Annotated in this window: 16 protein-coding genes; 10 read left to right on the forward strand and 6 right to left on the reverse strand. The window is 72.8% G+C overall.

What is annotated here, in order from left to right; translation table 11 throughout:
- Window positions 1-12: 12 nt before the first annotated feature.
- Window positions 13-1173, reverse strand: a complete 1161-nt coding sequence (locus tag ACIQOW_RS23825) for a glycerate kinase (RefSeq protein ID WP_401088039.1) — start codon at window positions 1171-1173, stop codon at window positions 13-15.
- 338 nt (window positions 1174-1511) lie between these two features.
- On the opposite strand from ACIQOW_RS23825, the gene ACIQOW_RS23830 reads away from it, so the two are divergent.
- The 7 genes from ACIQOW_RS23830 to ACIQOW_RS23860 all read left to right on the forward strand — a co-directional run bounded on the left by ACIQOW_RS23830 (window position 1512) and on the right by ACIQOW_RS23860 (window position 7431).
- A complete protein-coding gene (locus tag ACIQOW_RS23830; RefSeq protein ID WP_188299491.1) occupies window positions 1512-1766 on the forward strand; it encodes a thiamine-binding protein in 255 nt (84 codons plus the stop codon).
- Window positions 1763-2143, forward strand: coding sequence for a helix-turn-helix domain-containing protein (locus ACIQOW_RS23835; RefSeq protein ID WP_188299490.1), 381 nt, complete (start codon window positions 1763-1765; stop codon window positions 2141-2143). Before ACIQOW_RS23830 ends, ACIQOW_RS23835 begins: the two co-directional genes overlap by 4 nt.
- A gap of 246 nt (window positions 2144-2389) precedes the next feature.
- Window positions 2390-2893 (forward strand): 2-oxo-4-hydroxy-4-carboxy-5-ureidoimidazoline decarboxylase, encoded by a 504-nt coding sequence (gene uraD / locus ACIQOW_RS23840; RefSeq protein ID WP_401088042.1) that lies wholly within the window; start codon window positions 2390-2392, stop codon window positions 2891-2893.
- Between the two features lie 98 nt (window positions 2894-2991).
- A complete protein-coding gene (gene uraH, locus ACIQOW_RS23845) occupies window positions 2992-3330 on the forward strand; it encodes a hydroxyisourate hydrolase (RefSeq protein WP_401088045.1) in 339 nt (112 codons plus the stop codon).
- Window positions 3331-3359: 29 nt separating this feature from the next.
- Window positions 3360-4280 (forward strand): factor-independent urate hydroxylase, encoded by a 921-nt coding sequence (pucL, locus tag ACIQOW_RS23850; protein WP_401088048.1) that lies wholly within the window; start codon window positions 3360-3362, stop codon window positions 4278-4280.
- Between the two features lie 216 nt (window positions 4281-4496).
- The gene (locus ACIQOW_RS23855; protein ID WP_401088050.1) at window positions 4497-5975 is read left to right on the forward strand and encodes a nucleobase:cation symporter-2 family protein; all 1479 of its coding nucleotides are present in this window, start codon (window positions 4497-4499) and stop codon (window positions 5973-5975) included.
- Between the two features lie 70 nt (window positions 5976-6045).
- Window positions 6046-7431 (forward strand): 8-oxoguanine deaminase, encoded by a 1386-nt coding sequence (locus tag ACIQOW_RS23860; RefSeq protein ID WP_401088052.1) that lies wholly within the window; start codon window positions 6046-6048, stop codon window positions 7429-7431.
- A 114-nt stretch (window positions 7432-7545) separates the two neighbouring features.
- On the opposite strand, the gene ACIQOW_RS23865 is transcribed toward ACIQOW_RS23860, so the two are convergent.
- A complete protein-coding gene (locus ACIQOW_RS23865; RefSeq protein WP_401088187.1) occupies window positions 7546-7797 on the reverse strand; it encodes a hypothetical protein in 252 nt (83 codons plus the stop codon).
- 48 nt (window positions 7798-7845) lie between these two features.
- On the reverse strand, window positions 7846-9525 hold the full coding sequence (aceB, locus tag ACIQOW_RS23870) for a malate synthase A (protein WP_401088054.1): 1680 nt from the start codon (window positions 9523-9525) through the stop codon (window positions 7846-7848).
- A gap of 196 nt (window positions 9526-9721) precedes the next feature.
- Between aceB and ACIQOW_RS23875 the strand changes: the two genes are divergently transcribed.
- Together ACIQOW_RS23875 and ACIQOW_RS23880 are read left to right on the forward strand one after the other, a co-directional pair.
- On the forward strand, window positions 9722-10525 hold the full coding sequence (locus ACIQOW_RS23875) for an IclR family transcriptional regulator (RefSeq protein ID WP_401088056.1): 804 nt from the start codon (window positions 9722-9724) through the stop codon (window positions 10523-10525).
- Window positions 10526-10698: 173 nt separating this feature from the next.
- Window positions 10699-11511, forward strand: coding sequence for a hypothetical protein (locus ACIQOW_RS23880; RefSeq protein ID WP_401088058.1), 813 nt, complete (start codon window positions 10699-10701; stop codon window positions 11509-11511).
- Window positions 11512-11615: 104 nt separating this feature from the next.
- Here ACIQOW_RS23880 and ACIQOW_RS23885 read toward each other — a convergent pair whose 3' ends face one another.
- Window positions 11616-12938 (reverse strand): esterase/lipase family protein, encoded by a 1323-nt coding sequence (locus tag ACIQOW_RS23885; RefSeq protein WP_401088060.1) that lies wholly within the window; start codon window positions 12936-12938, stop codon window positions 11616-11618.
- 224 nt (window positions 12939-13162) lie between these two features.
- Between ACIQOW_RS23885 and ACIQOW_RS23890 the strand changes: the two genes are divergently transcribed.
- Window positions 13163-13492 (forward strand): MoaF-related domain-containing protein, encoded by a 330-nt coding sequence (locus ACIQOW_RS23890; protein ID WP_188298185.1) that lies wholly within the window; start codon window positions 13163-13165, stop codon window positions 13490-13492.
- 175 nt (window positions 13493-13667) lie between these two features.
- Here ACIQOW_RS23890 and ACIQOW_RS23895 read toward each other — a convergent pair whose 3' ends face one another.
- Window positions 13668-14810 carry an alpha/beta hydrolase gene (locus tag ACIQOW_RS23895; protein WP_401088062.1) on the reverse strand — a complete coding sequence of 381 codons (1143 nt, stop codon included), beginning with the start codon at window positions 14808-14810 and terminating at the stop codon, window positions 13668-13670.
- A 288-nt stretch (window positions 14811-15098) separates the two neighbouring features.
- Complete coding sequence (locus ACIQOW_RS23900; protein ID WP_401088064.1) at window positions 15099-15719, reverse strand: TetR family transcriptional regulator; 621 nt, start codon at window positions 15717-15719, stop codon at window positions 15099-15101.
- Between the last annotated feature and the right edge of the window lie 90 nt (window positions 15720-15809).

Consider the following 15809-nt stretch of genomic DNA (forward strand, 5'->3'; position numbering starts at 1 on the left):
ACGTACGAGAGTTCAGGGCGCCAACAGCCGCTCCGCCAGCCGCTCCCCCGCGCGTTCGGCCAGCTCGCCGGCCCTGGCCATGCTGTCCCCCGACTGCTCGGTCAAGCCGGTCAGCCCGGTCAGGTCGGCCAGGGCCACCGCGGCGGCGAACCCGGCGGCCCGCCACTCGGACTCGGAGAGCTCCAGCCGTCCCGCCACCACGGCCACCGGAACCCCCGCCCGGGCGGCCGCCGCGGCGACTCCCGCGGGTGCCTTGCCGTGGAGCGTCTGCGCGTCCAGACAGCCCTCGCCGGTCACGACGAGGCGCGCCCCCCGCACGGCCTCGTCGAAGCCCAGCAGGTCGAGCAGCAGTTCGATGCCGGGTCGCATGGTGGCACCGAGCAGCGCGAGGGCGGCGAAGCCCACCCCGCCCGCGGCGCCGGCACCGGGCGCCTCCCTGACGTCCCGCCCGGTGGCCTCGGCGACCAGGTCGGCGAACCGGGTCAGCCCCGCCTCCAGGACCACCAGGTCCTCGCCGTCGGCGCCCTTCTGCGGACCGTAGACGGCGGCGGCGCCGCGCGGCCCGAGCAGCGGGTTGTCCACGTCGCAGGCCACCACGAGTTCGACGCCGCCCAGCAGCTCGGCCGGCGAACCGAGGTCGATCTCCGCGAGCCGGCCCAACGCGGCTCCACCTGGCGGAAGTTCGACCCCGTCCGCGTCGCGCAGCCGCACCCCGAGCGCCTGCACCATGCCGGCGCCGCCGTCCGTACAGGCGCTGCCGCCGAGGCCCAGGACGATCCGCTTGACGCCGAGCGAGACGGCCTCGGCGATCAGCCCGCCGACCCCGTACGACCCGGCCGTGAGCGGGGCGGCGCGGCCACCGGGCAGCCGGGCGAGGCCGGAGGCCTGCGCCAGCTCGACCACGGCCGTGTCGTCCCGGACGGCGAGCGCGGCGTCCACCGGCAGGCCGGTCGGGCCCGCCACCTCGACCGGGACCCTGCTGAAGCCGGCCGCGAGCGCCGCGGCCAGGGTGCCCTCGCCGCCGTCGGCGACGGGCAGTTCGCGCACCTCGGTGCCGGGCGCGGCGCGCCGGATCCCGGCGGCGATCCTGGCGGCCGCCTCTGGGCCCTCCAGGCTGCCCTTGAACTTGTCGGGAGCGACGACCACATGGCCCTGACGGGGGGTGGGGGGCATGACGCGGGTCCTCGCTTCCGTACGGGTGCGGCGGTGGTGCTGCGCCGTGCGTCCAGCATGTGCCCGGGCGGCCCGCGGAGCCAGCCCCCTCGGCGGGGAGCGGCCGGGTGACACGCACCGGGCATGTCCGACGTGCCCCCAGGGGGACGTACGCGTCACCGGCTCGGAGCGACCGGCAGCGGGCGGATGAGCCCCGGCCCGCACGCCGGCCGGGTCCGGCCTCCCGACGGCGCGGGCACGACCGGACGGGAAGTCCCGGGCGGACCATTCCCCAGGAGGGCCGACCGTTCGATCGCCCGGCCCTGCCCGCCCGCACCCCCGCTCGCTACAGTGACCCCGTGCGATTGATGGTGGAGTTCACGACAGAACCGTTCGAACTGGACACGTTCCCGGAGCACGCCGCGGCGGCCCGCAAGGTCGTCGACGAGGCCGGCCTGGCCGTGTCGGTCGGCCCCTTCGGCACCGGCGCCGAGGGTGGGGCCGAGCAGGTCCTCGCCGCGGTGACCACGTTGCTCAGGGAGACCCTGGACGCCGGGGCGACCCGGATCTCGGTCCAGGTCAGCGTGCTGGGCGAGGAGGACGGTACGCCGTGACCGAGAACGTGGAACACCCGCTCGCCGCGGCGGTGAAGCCGCTGCTCGCCGCGGTCGGCGCGACGCCCGTCCCGCTGGACGAGGCGAAGCCCGACGACCTGGTCCTGGAGTGGGAGGGCGCCCCGGCCCTGGCCGTCCGACTGCCACACCTGAACAGTGCGCTGGACCGGCTGCTGGCCGAGACGGCCCGCCGGTTCGACGGCCGCCCGCTGGCCGAACTCGACCGGCTGGAGAAGCAGCGGGTCGTCGCACTCCTGGAGGAGCGCGGCGCCTTCACCGTCCGCCACGGCGTGGAGACGGTCGCCTCGGCCCTGGGCGTCAGCCGCTTCACCGTGTACAACTACCTGAACCGGCAGGACGCTTCCAAGTCGCCCTGACGCCCGCTCGGCGCCCCCGGGGCGCGCGCGGACCCCGGCCACGGGGACTTCCGAACGGGTGACCCCGCCGGTGCGGCAGGACTGGATCGGCCTGCGGCGGGGCACACTTGGCGAATCGCCCACGAAAGGGCCGGCATCGCGGGCCGGCTCGAAAAACGTCACCACCAACCATTCAACAAAGTGTTGACGGCCGGGTGGGGCCGATCTAGCTTTTCCGGGTGGCACCACTCTTCAGGAGGTCCACTCGTGACCAACCGCCCCCACACCCTTGACGCCCTGGCCGAGGCCGACGCCGCGGAGTTGGCGGAGATCCTGCTGGAGGTGTGCTCCAGCCCCCGCTGGGCCGCCGCGGTCGCGGAGACCAGACCCTGGCCCGACCGGGAATCCCTGCTCACCGCCAACGCGACGGCCATGGCGTCACTGACGGCCGAGGACCTGCGCGACGCGACGGCCGGCCACGCCCGGATCGGCGAGCCCATCGCGGGCGACGCCGCCTCCGAGCGCGAACAGGCCGGAATCCAGGGCGCGGACCGGGCCCTCCTCGACGAGCTGCACGAGGCCAGCGCCGCCTACGAGGCCAAGTTCGGCCACGTGTTCCTGATCCGCGCGACCGGCCGCACCGCGACCGGCATGCTCGCCGCCCTGCGGGAGCGCCATCCCAACGACGCCGCCACCGAGGCTGAGATCGTCCGCGGGGAGCTGCTCAGGATCAACGACATCCGGCTCGGCCGTCTGCTCGACGGATCCTGACGCATCGTCAGAAAATATCGTGCCGGACAGGCGCGAGGCGCGACCATCCAGAAAGCTGACGCGTCATCATTTCCGAAATCAGTAAGGTCACTTCATCCATGACTGGCATCTCCACCCACGTGCTCGACACCAGCCTCGGCCGACCGGCCGAGGGCGTCCCGGTCGAGCTCGCACTGCGCACCGAGGGCGGCTGGCAGGTGCTCGGCGCCTCCGCCACGGACTCCGACGGCCGGGTCAGGGACCTGCCGGCCGTGGAGGCGGGCTCGGTCGTCCGGCTGCTCTTCGACACCGGTGCCTACCACGCGCTCAAGTCCGCCGAACCGCCGTTCTTCCCCGAGGTCTCGATCGTCTTCACGGTCGCGCCCGGACAGCACCACTGCCACGTGCCGCTGTTGCTCAACCCGTTCGGCTACTCGGTCTACCGCGGAAGCCAGTAGACCGGCCCGGAAAGCTTAGGAGCCACGCCATGGCCCACGTGCTCGGCCAGAACCAGTACGGCAAGGCGGAGAACCGCATCGTCCGGATCCGCCGCGACTCCACCCGGCACGAGATCAAGGACCTGAACGTCTCGGTCTCGCTGCGCGGCGAGTTCGAGGACGTCCACCTCACCGGGTCCAACGCCAACTGCCTCCCCACCGACACCACCAAGAACACCGTCTACGCCTTCGCCAAGAAGTACGGCATCGAGTCGGCCGAGGCGTTCGGCATCCTCCTGGCCCGCCACTTCGTCGACGACACCGAGCGCGGCGTCGTACACGGCGCCCGGATCCGGATCGAGGAGTACGCCTGGGACCGGATCAGGACTCCGGGCAGTTCCACCCGCCTCACCGGTTCGGAGGAGGCCGGCCACTCCTTCGTCCGTACCGGCCAGGAGGTCCGCACCAGCGAGATCGTCTACGACGGCGAGGCCGTCCGGGTCGTCTCCGGCCTGAAGGACCTGGTCGTCATGAACTCCACCGACTCGGAGTTCTGGGGCTACATCAAGGACGGCTACACCACGCTCAGGGAATCGTACGACCGCATCCTCGCCACCCAGGTCACCGCCCGCTGGAAGTTCGGCCACAGCGGCGGGGACGGCGAGGCCCAGCCCGACTGGAACCGCTCCTACGCCCAGGTGAAGCGGCACCTGCTGGAGGCGTTCGCCGAGACCTACTCCTACTCGCTGCAGCAGACCCTGCACGCGATGGGCACCCGGGTCCTCGACAACCGTGCCGAGGTGGACGAGGTCCGACTCGAACTGCCCAACAAGCACCACTTCCTGGTCGATCTGGAGCCGTTCGGGCTGAAGAACGAGAACGAGGTCTACTTCGCCGCGGACCGCATGTACGGCCTGATCGAGGGCACCGTGCACCGCGAGGGCGTCGTCCCGGTCATCCCGGTCGCCTGACGTCCCGTCCCCCAGCTCCAGCAGTTCCACCCGTACCAGCGGTTCTCCACCCCCACCCACCGGAGTTCGTGTCTGCCTCGCGGCGGCCGGCCCCGGGCACCGGAGAGGCCGGCCGAGGGATCCCCGCACCGCCGTCCCGTCCTCGGTCACATCGGAACCGGCCGCACTCCAGCGCCACGGGCACGCCGGGAGCCACGGGCACAAGAGGGGCTCGACATGGCACCCAGCAACACCAGCAGTACAGAAGGCGGTTCCACCTCACCGGGAACACCCGGCCCGGACGGCGCGCCGGCGCACCTCCCCGGTGAGCCGGCCGGCTCCGGAACCCATCCCGTGGACGAGTGGCTGCCCCCGGTGAAGCTGTTCTCCACCGGGCTCCAGCACGTCGCCGCGATGTACGCCGGGGTCGTCGCACCCCCGCTCATCGTCGGCGCCGGCGTCGGACTCTCCCCCGCCGAACTCGCCCTGCTCATCTCGGCCAGCCTGTTCACCGCCGGACTGGCCACCCTCCTCCAGACCCTCGGCGTCTGGAAGATCGGCGCGCGACTGCCGTTCGTGAACGGCGTCTCCTTCGCGGGCGTCGCGCCCATGATCGCGATCGCCAAGGGGTCCGTCGACAGGACGGGGGGCCCGAGGGACGCCCTCCCGGTGATCTTCGGAGCGGTGATCGTCGCGGGCCTCCTCTGCTTCCTCGCGGCACCGTACTTCTGCAAGCTCATCCGGTTCTTCCCACCGGTCGTCCAGGGCACCGTGATCACCCTCATCGGGGTGTCCCTGCTTCCGGTGGCGGTCAACTGGGCGCGCGGCGGCTCGCCGAGCGCCCCCGGGTACGGCTCCATGCGGGCCGTCGGCCTCGCCGCGATCACGCTCGCCGCGGTGGTGCTCTGCCACCGGCTGCTGCGCGGCTTCTGGCAGCAGCTGTCCCTGCTCGTCGGTCTGGCGATCGGCACCCTGGTCGCCTTTCCGCTGGGGCTGGCCCACTTCGGCGCGGTCCAGGACGCGAAGGTGTTCTCGCTCCCCTCCCCGTTCCACTTCGGCGCGCCCGCGTTCGACGCCGCCGCGATCGTCTCGATGTGCATCGTCATGGTGGTCTCGATGACCGAGTCCACCGCCGACATGCTCGCCCTCGGCAGGATCGTCGACCGCGAGGCCGACGAACCCACCCTCGCCGCCGGCCTGCGGGCCGACGGTCTGGCCACCGCGCTCAGCCCCGTCTTCAACGGCTTCGCCGCCAGCGCCTTCGCCCAGAACATCGGGCTGGTGGCGCTGACGAGGATCCGCAGCCGCTTCGTGGTCGCGGCCGGCGGAGGAATCCTGGTCCTGCTGGGCCTGTTCCCCGTGCTCGGCTCGGTCGTCTCACTGGTTCCGCAGCCCGTCCTCGGCGGCGCCGGGATCGTGCTCTTCGGCACTGTCGCGGCCGGCGGCATCCGCACCCTCGCGGAGGCCGGCATGGAGTCGGGCTCGAACACCATCCTGGTGTCGGTCTCGCTCGGGGTCGGCATCGTACCGATCGCCGTACCGACGTTCTACGACGCCTTCCCGGAGGCCGCCCGGACCCTGCTGCACTCGGGGATCTCGGCCGGCTGCGTACTGGCCGTCCTGCTCAACCTGCTCTTCCACCACGTCGGAACCACCCGCCGGCCCGGGTCCGACCAGGCCCCCGGCGCGACGGTGCCGACGGCGACACCGTCCTGACCGGCCCGAGAAGGGGCGCGCCATATCCGGTGCGCGCCCCTCTCCCGGCCCTCCCCAGAGGAGTCACACCATGGCAGTCCAGCCCCCGCCCGCCGACCGGCGGATCGTGATCGAGAACGCCGCGATCGCCACCGTGGACGCGAACGACACCGAGTACGCCCGCGGCCACGTGGTCGTGCTCGGCAACACCGTCGAGGCGGTGGGGGACGGCCCCGCCCCCGCGTGGCTGGACAACGTGGTGCGCCGGATCGACGGTGAGGGCCACCTGGTCACCCCCGGCCTGGTCAACACCCACCACCACTTCTACCAGTGGCTCACCCGCGGCCTGGCCCAGGACGACATCCTGTTCGACTGGCTGGTCGCCCTCTACCCGACCTGGGCGCGGATCGACGCGAAGCTCGTCCACGCCGCGAGTCTGGGCTCCGCCGCCGCCCTGCTCAAGTCCGGCTGCACCACCGCCTCCGACCACCACTACGTCTTCCCGAGGGACGGCGGCGACGTCCTCGGCGCCTCCGTCGAGGCCGTCCGGGAACTCGGTCTGCGCTTCACCGCGCTGCGCGGCTCGATGGACCGTTCGCAGAAGGACGGCGGGCTCCCGCCGGACCACGCGGTCGAGGAGCCGGACGACATCCTGGCCGCCTCCGAGGCCGCCGTGGACCGCCACCACGACTCCTCCTTCGGCTCGATGCTGCAGGTCGCGATCGCGCCCTGTTCGCCCTTCTCGGTCTCCACCGACCTGCTCCGCCGGTCCGCCGAACTCGCCCGCCGCAAGGGTGTCCGGCTGCACACCCACGGCTCGGAGAGCGCCGAGGAGGAACAGTTCTGCAAGGAGCTGTTCGGCATGGGCCCGACGGACTACTTCGAGTCGGTGGGCTGGCTCGGCGAGGACGTCTGGATGGCGCACTGCGTGCACATGAGCGACTCCGACATCGCCAAGTTCGCCGGGACCGGCACCGGCGTGGCCCACTGCCCGTCCTCCAACGCCCGGCTGGCCGCCGGCATCGCCCGGGTACCCGACATGCTCCGGGCCGGTGTGCCGGTCGGCCTCGGTGTGGACGGCGCCGCCTCCAACGAATCCGGCGAGCTGGGGACGGAGCTGCGCAACGCGCTGCTGATCAACCGGCTGCACGGCTCCCCCACCGCCCTGACCGGCCGGCAGGTGCTGCGACTGGGCACCATGGGCGGTGCCCGGGTGCTCGGCCGGCAAAACGAGATCGGCTCGATCGAGGCCGGCAAGCTCGCCGACCTGGCGCTGTGGAAGATCGACGGGATCATGCACTCCTCCATCGCCGACCCGGTCGCCGCGCTCACCTTCGGGTCGCTGCCGCCGCTGTCGGTGCTGCTCGTCAACGGCATCGCGGTGGTCGAGGAGGGGCGGCTGACCACCGTCGACGAGGACCGGATCGCCCGCGACTGCGCCCGCGCGGCCCGCGAGCTGGCGGCCCGTCCGGTCTGACGCCCACCCCGGCGGGTGTGCGGACCGTCGGCTGACAGGTTTCAGCGGACGGACTTCAGCGAACAGATGACAACTTTCATCATCTGTTCGCTGAAATCTGTTCTCCGGCCCCCGTCAGGCCGTACGCCCCAGCGTCGCCAGGTACGCCCGCCAGCCGCCGTGGTGAGTGATCTCCCGATGGACCCCGCGTTCCACTTCGCCCCGGCAGAGCAGCATGGACAGGCAGGCGGAGCCGTCCTCCAGCGTGATCACGCCCAGTTCCAGCTCCCGCGGTTCGCCCGGCAGGATGACGTCCCGCAGCCGCTCCAACGGGATGTCGTACAGCTCGCCGTCGATGGCGGTGTCCGCGCCGGGGTCGGCCAGCAGGCCCGGGGCCGGAAGACGGCAGCGGTGGCTCCGGCCGGCCGGCCGGGCTCAGCCCAGCAGGGGAAGCGCGGGCAGGGTCAGGAAGTCCACGAACTCATCGGCCAGGGCGACCTGTTCGAAGAGCCGGGCGGCCTCGCGCCAGCGGCCCGCGCCGTAGGCGTCCTCCCCCAGTTCGGCGCCGAGTCCGGCCAGCTCCGCGGCGACCAGGGTGCGGACCAGCCCGGCGGTGGCCTTCTCGCCGGTGTCGGACAGCACGACCCCGTTGTGGATCCACTGCCAGATCTGCGAGCGGGAGATCTCGGCGGTGGCGGCGTCCTCCATCATGTCGAAGATGCCGACGGCCCCGATACCGCGCAGCCACGCCTCGATGTACCGGATGCCGACCTGGACGGCGTTGTGCAGCCCCGCGCGGGTGCAACTGCCGCCGGCGCCGGCGACGTCGAGCAGCTGGGCGGCGGTCACCGGCCCGGCCGGGCCCGGGTCGTCCTTCTGGTGGAGCCGCTCGCCGAGCACCGCGTCGAAGGAGGCCCGGGCGACCGGCACCAGGTCCGGGTGGGCGACCCAGGAGCCGTCGAAGCCGTGGCCCGCCTCACGGTCCTTGTCCGCCTTGACCTTCTCCAGCGCGGCGGCGTTGACCTCAGGGTCGCGACGGCTCGGGATGAACGCGGCCATGCCGCCGATCGCGTGGGCGCCGCGCCGGTGGCAGGTCCGCACCAGCAGCCGGGTGTAGGCGGCCATGAACGGCGAGGCCATGGTGACGCTGTTGCGGTCGGGGAGGATGTAGTGCTCGCCGGCGTCACGGAAGTTCTTGACGATCGAGAACAGGTAGTCCCAGCGCCCGGCGTTGAGTCCGGCGGCGTGGTCGCGCAGCTCGTGGAGGATCTCGTCCATCTCGAACGCGGCGGTGATGGTCTCGATCAGCACGGTCGCCCTGACGGTGCCGTGCGGGATGCCGAGTTCGGCCTGGGCGTGGGTGAACACGTCGTTCCACAGCCGGGCTTCGAGGTGGCTCTCGGTCTTCGGCAGGTAGAAGTACGGCCCGGAGTTGGGGTCCTCGGCGCCCTTGGCCAGCAGCCGGGCGGCGTTGTGGAAGAAGTAGAGGCCGAAGTCGACGAACGCGCCGGCCACCGGAGCGCCGTCGACCAGCAGGTGGTTCTCGTCCAGGTGCCAGCCGCGCGGGCGGACCACGACGGTGGCGAGTTCGGCGGCGGGCTTGAGGGTGTAGGCCTTGCCGGCCGCGCTGGTGAAGTCGATCCGGCCTTCGAAGGCGTCGATCAGGTTGACCTGGCCGCCGACCACGTTCTCCCAGGTCGGGGAGGTGGCGTCCTCGAAGTCGGCGAGCCAGATCCGCGCCCCGGAGTTGAGCGCGTTGACGACCATCTTGCGGTCGGTCGGGCCGGTGATCTCGACCCTGCGGTCCTGGAGGGCGCGCGGTGCCTCGGCGACCTTCCAGTCGCCGGCCCGGATCCCGGCGGTCTCGGGGAGGAAGTCCAGCGTGCCGGCGGCGGCGATCTCGGCGCGCCGGCTCCTCCGCCTGGCCAGTAGTTCCCGCCTGCGCCCCTCGAAGGCGCGGTGGAGCCCGGCGACGAAGGCGACCGCCTCCGGAGTGAGCACCTCCTCCGCCCGGTGGACGTGAGGACCGGCGACGGTGACGACCGGAACGGCGGAGGAGGCGTACGGGGGCGCCCCCAGCCCGAGGCTGGGAGAGGGCTCCTGATCTGCGGCCATGAGCAGGACACTCCTAAGACGGTCGAGTCTGGCGAAGGGAGCTCCGGCGGGAACTTCCTCGGGGACTTCCGCGATCGGAACCCGCCGGGCCGGCGGGCTCGATTCTGTAAGGTGGAGACTAGTTTCCGCGATACAGAATTTCAACGGTTTGTTGAAGAGGTCGCCGGGACTCTGCTCCTCCCCGACAGTGAAGGAAATGCCGGTGGTTGCGACCCCCGACCCAGCATCGACGACAGGCGCCGACCGCGCGGGCGGCGGCGTGCAGTCCGTCGAACGCGCCTTCCAACTCCTGGAGGCGCTGGCCGACTCCGGCGGCGTGGCCACGCTCAGCGAACTCGCCACCACGTCCGGCCTCCCGATGCCGACCATCCACCGGCTGGTTCGTACCCTCGTCCAGCAGGGCTATGTCCGCCAGGACACCGCCCGCCGCTACACCCTCGGCCCCCGGCTGATCCGACTCGGCGAGACGGCCGGCCGGCTGCTCGGCAGCTGGGCCCGCCCGTACCTGGCCGAACTCATGGAGGCCACCGGCGAGACCGCCAACCTGGCGGTGCTGGAGGGCGGCGAGGTGGTGTACGTCGGCCAGGTGCAGTCGCGCCGCTCGATGCGGATGTTCACCGAGGTCGGCCGACGGGTGCAGCCGCACTGCACCGGCGTCGGCAAGGCGCTGCTCGCCCAACTGCCCGAGGACGAGGCGCGCGCCGTCCTCGGCCCCGACCCGCTGCCCGCGCACACCGAGTACACGCTCACCGACCCGCAGGAGCTGATGCGTCAGCTCGCCGAGGCGCGCGAGCGCGGCTACGTGGTCGACGACCAGGAGCAGGAGATCGGCGTCCGCTGCATCGCACTCGCCGTCCCCGGCGCGCCGACGCCCACCGCGCTCTCGGTCTCCGGCCCCGAGGCCCGCATCCGGGCCCTGGAGGAGCAGGCCGGCGCCTCCTCGCTGGTGCCGGTGATGCACCGGATCGCCACCAGGCTGGGGCAGGTCCTCGCGCCCTGAGGCCGCGTCAACCTCCGTTGCCGGACGGACCGGTCGGGGCGGCGTGCCGCGTCATCCGTTCGGGCGGACGACGGGCGGGTTGCGCCCGGACCCCGGCGGCGGCTCCGCCACCCTGGTGCGGACGCGGCCCGCGACGGCGCGGGCGGCCGGAACGCGAGGCAGGGTGAGCGGGGATGGAGCAGCAGCACCGGGACGTGCGCGGTGGCGTGAGCGACGACGGGGCGCGCGGCGGTGGAGTGCGGCGCGGTGGCGTGCGGCACGGCGCGAGAGGCCGGCGGTTCGGCGGCGCCGGGCTGGCGGCGGCCGTCGCGGCGGGGTGCGCGGTGACGGTGCTGGCCACCGACCCGTCCTGGGCGCTGCACCGGCCCGAGCCCCGGCCCGCGGTGGAGGTCGTCGCGCCGGGCGCGCCGGTGGCGTCCGTCCTGCCCGCGCCGTCCACGCCTGACGGCTCCGGGACGGCCCAGGCCTCGACACTGCCCGCGCCGTCCACGCCCGAGGCCTCCACCCTGCCCGCGCCGTCCAGGCCCGGGGGCTCCGGGACGGCCGGGACCTCCACGCTGCCCGCGCCCGCCGGGGCGCGGCCGTCCCGCTCCGATCTGGAGGCGGTCCGGATCGACCCCGACGCGGCCACGCCCGGCGGCACCACCACCGTCCACGCCTTCGTCGGCAACGGGGGCCCGGACACCACCGCCTCCCCGTTCACGGTCGTGGTCACCCTGCCGGAAGGGGTCACCGCCGAGGGCCCGTTCTTCCCGTCCGACTGCCGGGTGGCCGGCAACGGCCGCGTGGTGCGGTGCGTGTTCGGGCCCGGGCTGCGGGAAGGGCGCAGCGCGACCGCCCTGGTCCCGGTCAGGCTCGACCCGGAGCTTCCGGTGGGCACGCTGAGCGGCGGCTCGGTCGAGGTGCGCAGCGCGGACGACCCGAACACGGGCAACAACCGGCAGCCGTTCGACATCACGGTGGTCCGGACGGCTGCCGGGTCCTGATCCGCGGCCCCGCCGGTGGGTGCTCACTGGTGAACGCCCACCGGCTGTGGGTGCCCGGCGGTGGGTGCCCGGCTGTGCACGGTCCGCCGGTCCACCGGCCCTGGTCAGCCCAGCCAGGCGTCGACCTGGCTCGCCGCGTCCGGTGCCCAGGCGAGCTCCAGGTGGTTGAGGCCGCCGAGCAGCCGGGTGCCGCCTACCGTCGCGATACCGGTGGTGTCCAGGGCGCTCGCGGTGAACACCAGGCCGTCGCTCGGCCCGCGGTTCTCGTTGAGCACCCCCGGGAGGTCGGCCGACCCGCCCGCCAGCAGGTAGGTGCGCACCGAGGCCGGGACACCTGCCTGCCGGAGCGGGGCGATCAGGGAGCCCGCGTCGATCGCCGCCTGGATGCCCTGGCCCGAGGTGTAGAGGCCCTGGCCCCCGTAGTAGGTGGTCCACCAGTCCTGCGCGGTGGAGTCCACTCCGTAGGTGCCGTCCCAGCGGGCGAGCAGCTGGCGCTGCCCCGGGTAGCAGTCGTACCCGCCGCTCGGCAGCACACCGAGGCAGGGCTGCGCGGTGTACGTGCCGTAGCAGGTCATGTAGAGGTGCGGGGACGGCGCGTTGGCGGTGCCGCCGCAGGCCGGCCAGGTGGCCAGGTCGAAGTCCCAGCCGTGCGCGTACACGTAGTCGAGCCCGCCGTGCGGGCCGCCGAGGGTGACCAGACGGCGCACGTCGCCCGCGTACGCCCTCCCCCAGGAGGGTTTCACGGAGGACACGTACGCCCTCGCGGCGACCTCGCCCTTGCTCCAGGCCACCACGTCGACCTGGGGCACGCCGAGCCGGTCCCGGATCAGTGCGACGGCGTCGCCCACGGCCTGCGCCTGGAGCAGGTTGTCGCCGTGCTTGTGGGCGAAGCCGATCGCGAAGACCCGGCGGCCGGTGCCGGCCAGGTACTGGGCGAGCCCGGTGGAGGGGCAGCTCGCGGCACCGCAGACGCCGCTCTCCCCCGGGTTCGCCCAGGCCCGGTCGGCGTTGTCGTTGGCGCCGTGGACCAGCAGGACGGGAGTGGCCCGGCTGCCGGTGTCCCAGCCGGCGGCGGAGTAGAGCAGGAAGCGGGCGGAGGAGGGCCGGCCGGTGCCGAAGTAGGTCCGGCGGGCGCCGTCCTGGTCACCGCGGCCGTCGGACGGGAACTGCTCGGTGCGGAAGCCCGAGGTGGTGTCGAGGTAGCGCTCGACCTTGGCCCAGCCGTTGCCGGGGGTGGGGAAGGTCGCTTCCAGGGTGAGGGGGGCGGTGGCCGTGGCCTGCGTTGCGCCTTGGGTCGTGCCCTGGGGCGTGCCCGCCTGCGCGGTGGCGGGGGCACCGAGAAGGGCTGCGGCCAGGGTCAGCAGCACGGCGGCGAGGGCGGTGGGGACGCGACTCGTCGGAGCGGGGCGTGTGGGGGTACGTCTCATGGCCGGACGGTAGGACCGGCGCGCGGCGCTGCCCATGTGCCGGCGGCACACCCCGCCGGCCGCGCGGTGGCGGACCGTACCGTGGCGAGCGTCTGACGGAGTGCACCCGGTCGGATAAATTGGAGGTCTGACATGTTCCGCCGTGCACAAGAGCGGCGAGCCCGACCGGGTGCTCGCCACGACGTCACGGACCCGACCGAGCAGAAACGAGGACCAGCCCCGCCATGACCGCGCCCCTGCCCGCCTTCGCCGGCCGCACCTACCTCTTCCGGGCCGACAACGGCGCGGCCTTCCGCAACACCTACTCGGCCGACGGCACGCGGCTGCGCTGGGAGGGCCTCGGCGAGTCCGCGGGCCAGTGGGAGGACGTACGGCTGCACGTCGCCGAGGTCGCGCCGGAGGTCTACTTCGTCAGCTGGACGGAGCAGAGCGGGATCACCGTCAGCCACGTGATGGACCTCGGCAGGCTGACGGTGCGGGCCTTCTGGACCTTCGAGGGCGAGGGCGGCCGGGTCGGCGAGCTGCACACCGGGACGCTGGAGCGGGTGGCCTGAGCGAGTGGCCTGAGCGGGTCGCCTGAGCAGGTGACCCGGGCGGCGGGACCGCCGGGCGGGGGCCGTACGGCTCCCGAAGACCGTCGAACCCCCGGAGCTGCGGCTCCGGGGGTTCGGTCGGTCCGGGGAAGCCGGTTGCGTCCGGCCGGGTTCGGCTGGGTTCGGGCGGCGTCGGTCAGGCGGTCTGGTTCGGCACCTTGAGGTGCTGGGACAGCCACTCCAGCGAGGAGGGCAGCAGGGCGCTCCAGGTCTCGAAGTTGTGGCCGCCGTTCTCCAGCATGCTGTACGAGACCTTCATCGGGCTCCGCACCGCGTCGACGAAGGCCTCGGTCTGCTGCCGGTAGCTGCCGTCGCCCTTCTTGGTGCCGGCCAGCAGCACGGACACCTTCGGTTGCGGCAGGTTCTTCAGCCGCCACATCAGGTCGGCCTCGTCCCGGCGCTGCTTGCTGCCGCCGAACAGGTCGCCGGTGGTCGGGTCGTCAGCGGCTTCGTAGTAGGCGGACAGCGCGACGGCGGTCGGGAAGACGTCCGGGTGGCGCATGGCGAGCTTGAGCGCGCAGTAGCCGCCGGTCGAGTTGCCCATGAAGGCCCAGGCCTGCGGGTCGGCGGAGACCCGGAAGCTGGCCTGGATCGCCGAGGGCACGTCCTTGGTGAAGTAGGTGTCGGACTGCGGACCGTTCGGGATGTCCTCGCACTCGGTGTCCTGCGGCATCGCGGGCGAGGGACGCACCAGGACCATGACGGTCGGCTGCATCCGGCCCTCCTGGAGCAGCTTGAGCGCGGCGCCCGGGTAGTTGAAGCGGGTGATCAGGTTCTCGGCGATTCCTGGGAATCCGGTGCTGACGATCACGGCCGGGAACTGCTTCCCGGCGTACTCCGGCTGGAAGTACTGCGGGGGCAGGTAGACGTAGCCCTCGGTGGACAGCCGGCTGACCGCGCCGTCGATCCGGATCTTGCGGATCTCGCCGGACTGGCCGGGCTCCCGGCCCATCGCGCCGCCGCCCTTGACCGCGGCCTGGCCCAGCGTCTCCACCATCAGCCGTCCGGAGGCGTCCGCCTTGTTGTGGATCACCACGGGGCCGGTGTCGCCGGTGCCCAGCAGGTCGTCCCAACTGCTGTAGAACGCGAAGTAGTTGTTCGCGACCAGGCCGAGTGCGGCGAGCACCGTGAGCTGGGTGGCGAGCAGCGCGCCGATCCGGCCGAGCACCGCCCGCCAGCTCTTCCTCGCGAGTCTGGGCCACAACCAGACCGTGCCGACCATCATCACGACCGCGATCAGTGCGGTCAGTGCCAGCACCTTGTGGCTCGTCAGACCCATGTCCTGCTTGCTCCCACGCCTCGAACTCCGGTTCCCGCCGCTGGAGACATCCGAGGAGGTCACCCCGGTTCCCCCGCCGGGACGCGAGGACCAACCCTAGCGCCAGCTGGGAGAAGGCTGACCGCGGCTGGGAGGTTACGGGGAGCGGGGAGAACGGATGACAACTTTCAGATGACAGATTTCGAAATCTGTCATCTGAAAGTTGTCACTCGTCATGGGCCTCCGCCGTGCAGCAGGCCGCACCCTGCCCGCACCAACCGCAGCCAGCCAACCGCAACCGGGCCGGACTCAGCCCACCCACCCCCAGAGCCCCAGCCCCACCGTGAGCTCGCGCATGCAGCGCCCGCCCAGATCCTGCGGAGAGCCCGGACCGGTGAGGAGCGCGTCGGAGGAGGCCCACTGTTCCAGGGCGACCCGGATCGCCGCGGTCGCGGCGGCGGCCGCCAGTCGGATCTCCAGCGGATCGGTGCCGTCCGGGCAGCGCTCGGCAAGGGCGGCCCGCAGCCGCTCCTCCGAGTCGGCATGCACGCGCTGCCAGGTGGCGCCCAGCTTCGGATCGCGCAGCAGGCCCCGGGCCCACCGCATCATCTCGGCCCGCGACTCGTCCGCCGGGGTCAGCGACGCGACCGCCGCACGCTCCAGCGCCTCGCGCAGCGGCAGGTCGGCGGGGCTCGCCACGAACAGCTCCACCCACTCCTGCCCACCCGCCGCGAGCAGTGGGGCGACGGCATCCTCCTTCACGGAGAAGTACCGGTAGAAGGTGCGCAGCGAGATGCCGGCGGCGAGGGCGATCTCCTCGGCGGTGGTCGCCTCCGCGCCCCGCTCGGCGAAGAGCGCGGCGGCGGTGCGGGCGATTTCCAGCCGGGTGGTCTCGCGGCGGCGCTGGGTCAGGGTCGGGCGTCCGGTCACGGGGGCCAGCCTACGCGGGCGGATGCCATTGCGGCACGACGCGCCGAAGAGGCACTATCAGACTTGTTGGCACAACGTGCCACAAAGACG

Source organism: Kitasatospora sp. NPDC091335, from assembly GCF_044757205.1.
Lineage (GTDB): Bacteria > Actinomycetota > Actinomycetes > Streptomycetales > Streptomycetaceae > Kitasatospora.

What these genes read in the sequence shown, in the direction of transcription:
- ACIQOW_RS23895 (WP_401088062.1), bottom strand. Translation starts at nt 14,810, where the DNA reads ATGGGTCTGACGAGCCACAAGGTGCTGGCACTGACCGCACTGATCGCG.
- ACIQOW_RS23855 (WP_401088050.1), top strand. Translation starts at nt 4,497, where the DNA reads ATGGCACCCAGCAACACCAGCAGTACAGAAGGCGGTTCCACCTCACCG.
- ACIQOW_RS23885 (WP_401088060.1), bottom strand. Translation starts at nt 12,938, where the DNA reads ATGAGACGTACCCCCACACGCCCCGCTCCGACGAGTCGCGTCCCCACC.
- ACIQOW_RS23880 (WP_401088058.1), top strand. Translation starts at nt 10,699, where the DNA reads ATGGAGCAGCAGCACCGGGACGTGCGCGGTGGCGTGAGCGACGACGGG.
- uraH (WP_401088045.1), top strand. Translation starts at nt 2,992, where the DNA reads ATGACTGGCATCTCCACCCACGTGCTCGACACCAGCCTCGGCCGACCG.
- ACIQOW_RS23875 (WP_401088056.1), top strand. Translation starts at nt 9,722, where the DNA reads ATGCCGGTGGTTGCGACCCCCGACCCAGCATCGACGACAGGCGCCGAC.
- ACIQOW_RS23890 (WP_188298185.1), top strand. Translation starts at nt 13,163, where the DNA reads ATGACCGCGCCCCTGCCCGCCTTCGCCGGCCGCACCTACCTCTTCCGG.
- ACIQOW_RS23860 (WP_401088052.1), top strand. Translation starts at nt 6,046, where the DNA reads ATGGCAGTCCAGCCCCCGCCCGCCGACCGGCGGATCGTGATCGAGAAC.
- pucL (WP_401088048.1), top strand. Translation starts at nt 3,360, where the DNA reads ATGGCCCACGTGCTCGGCCAGAACCAGTACGGCAAGGCGGAGAACCGC.
- aceB (WP_401088054.1), bottom strand. Translation starts at nt 9,525, where the DNA reads ATGGCCGCAGATCAGGAGCCCTCTCCCAGCCTCGGGCTGGGGGCGCCC.
- ACIQOW_RS23825 (WP_401088039.1), bottom strand. Translation starts at nt 1,173, where the DNA reads ATGCCCCCCACCCCCCGTCAGGGCCATGTGGTCGTCGCTCCCGACAAG.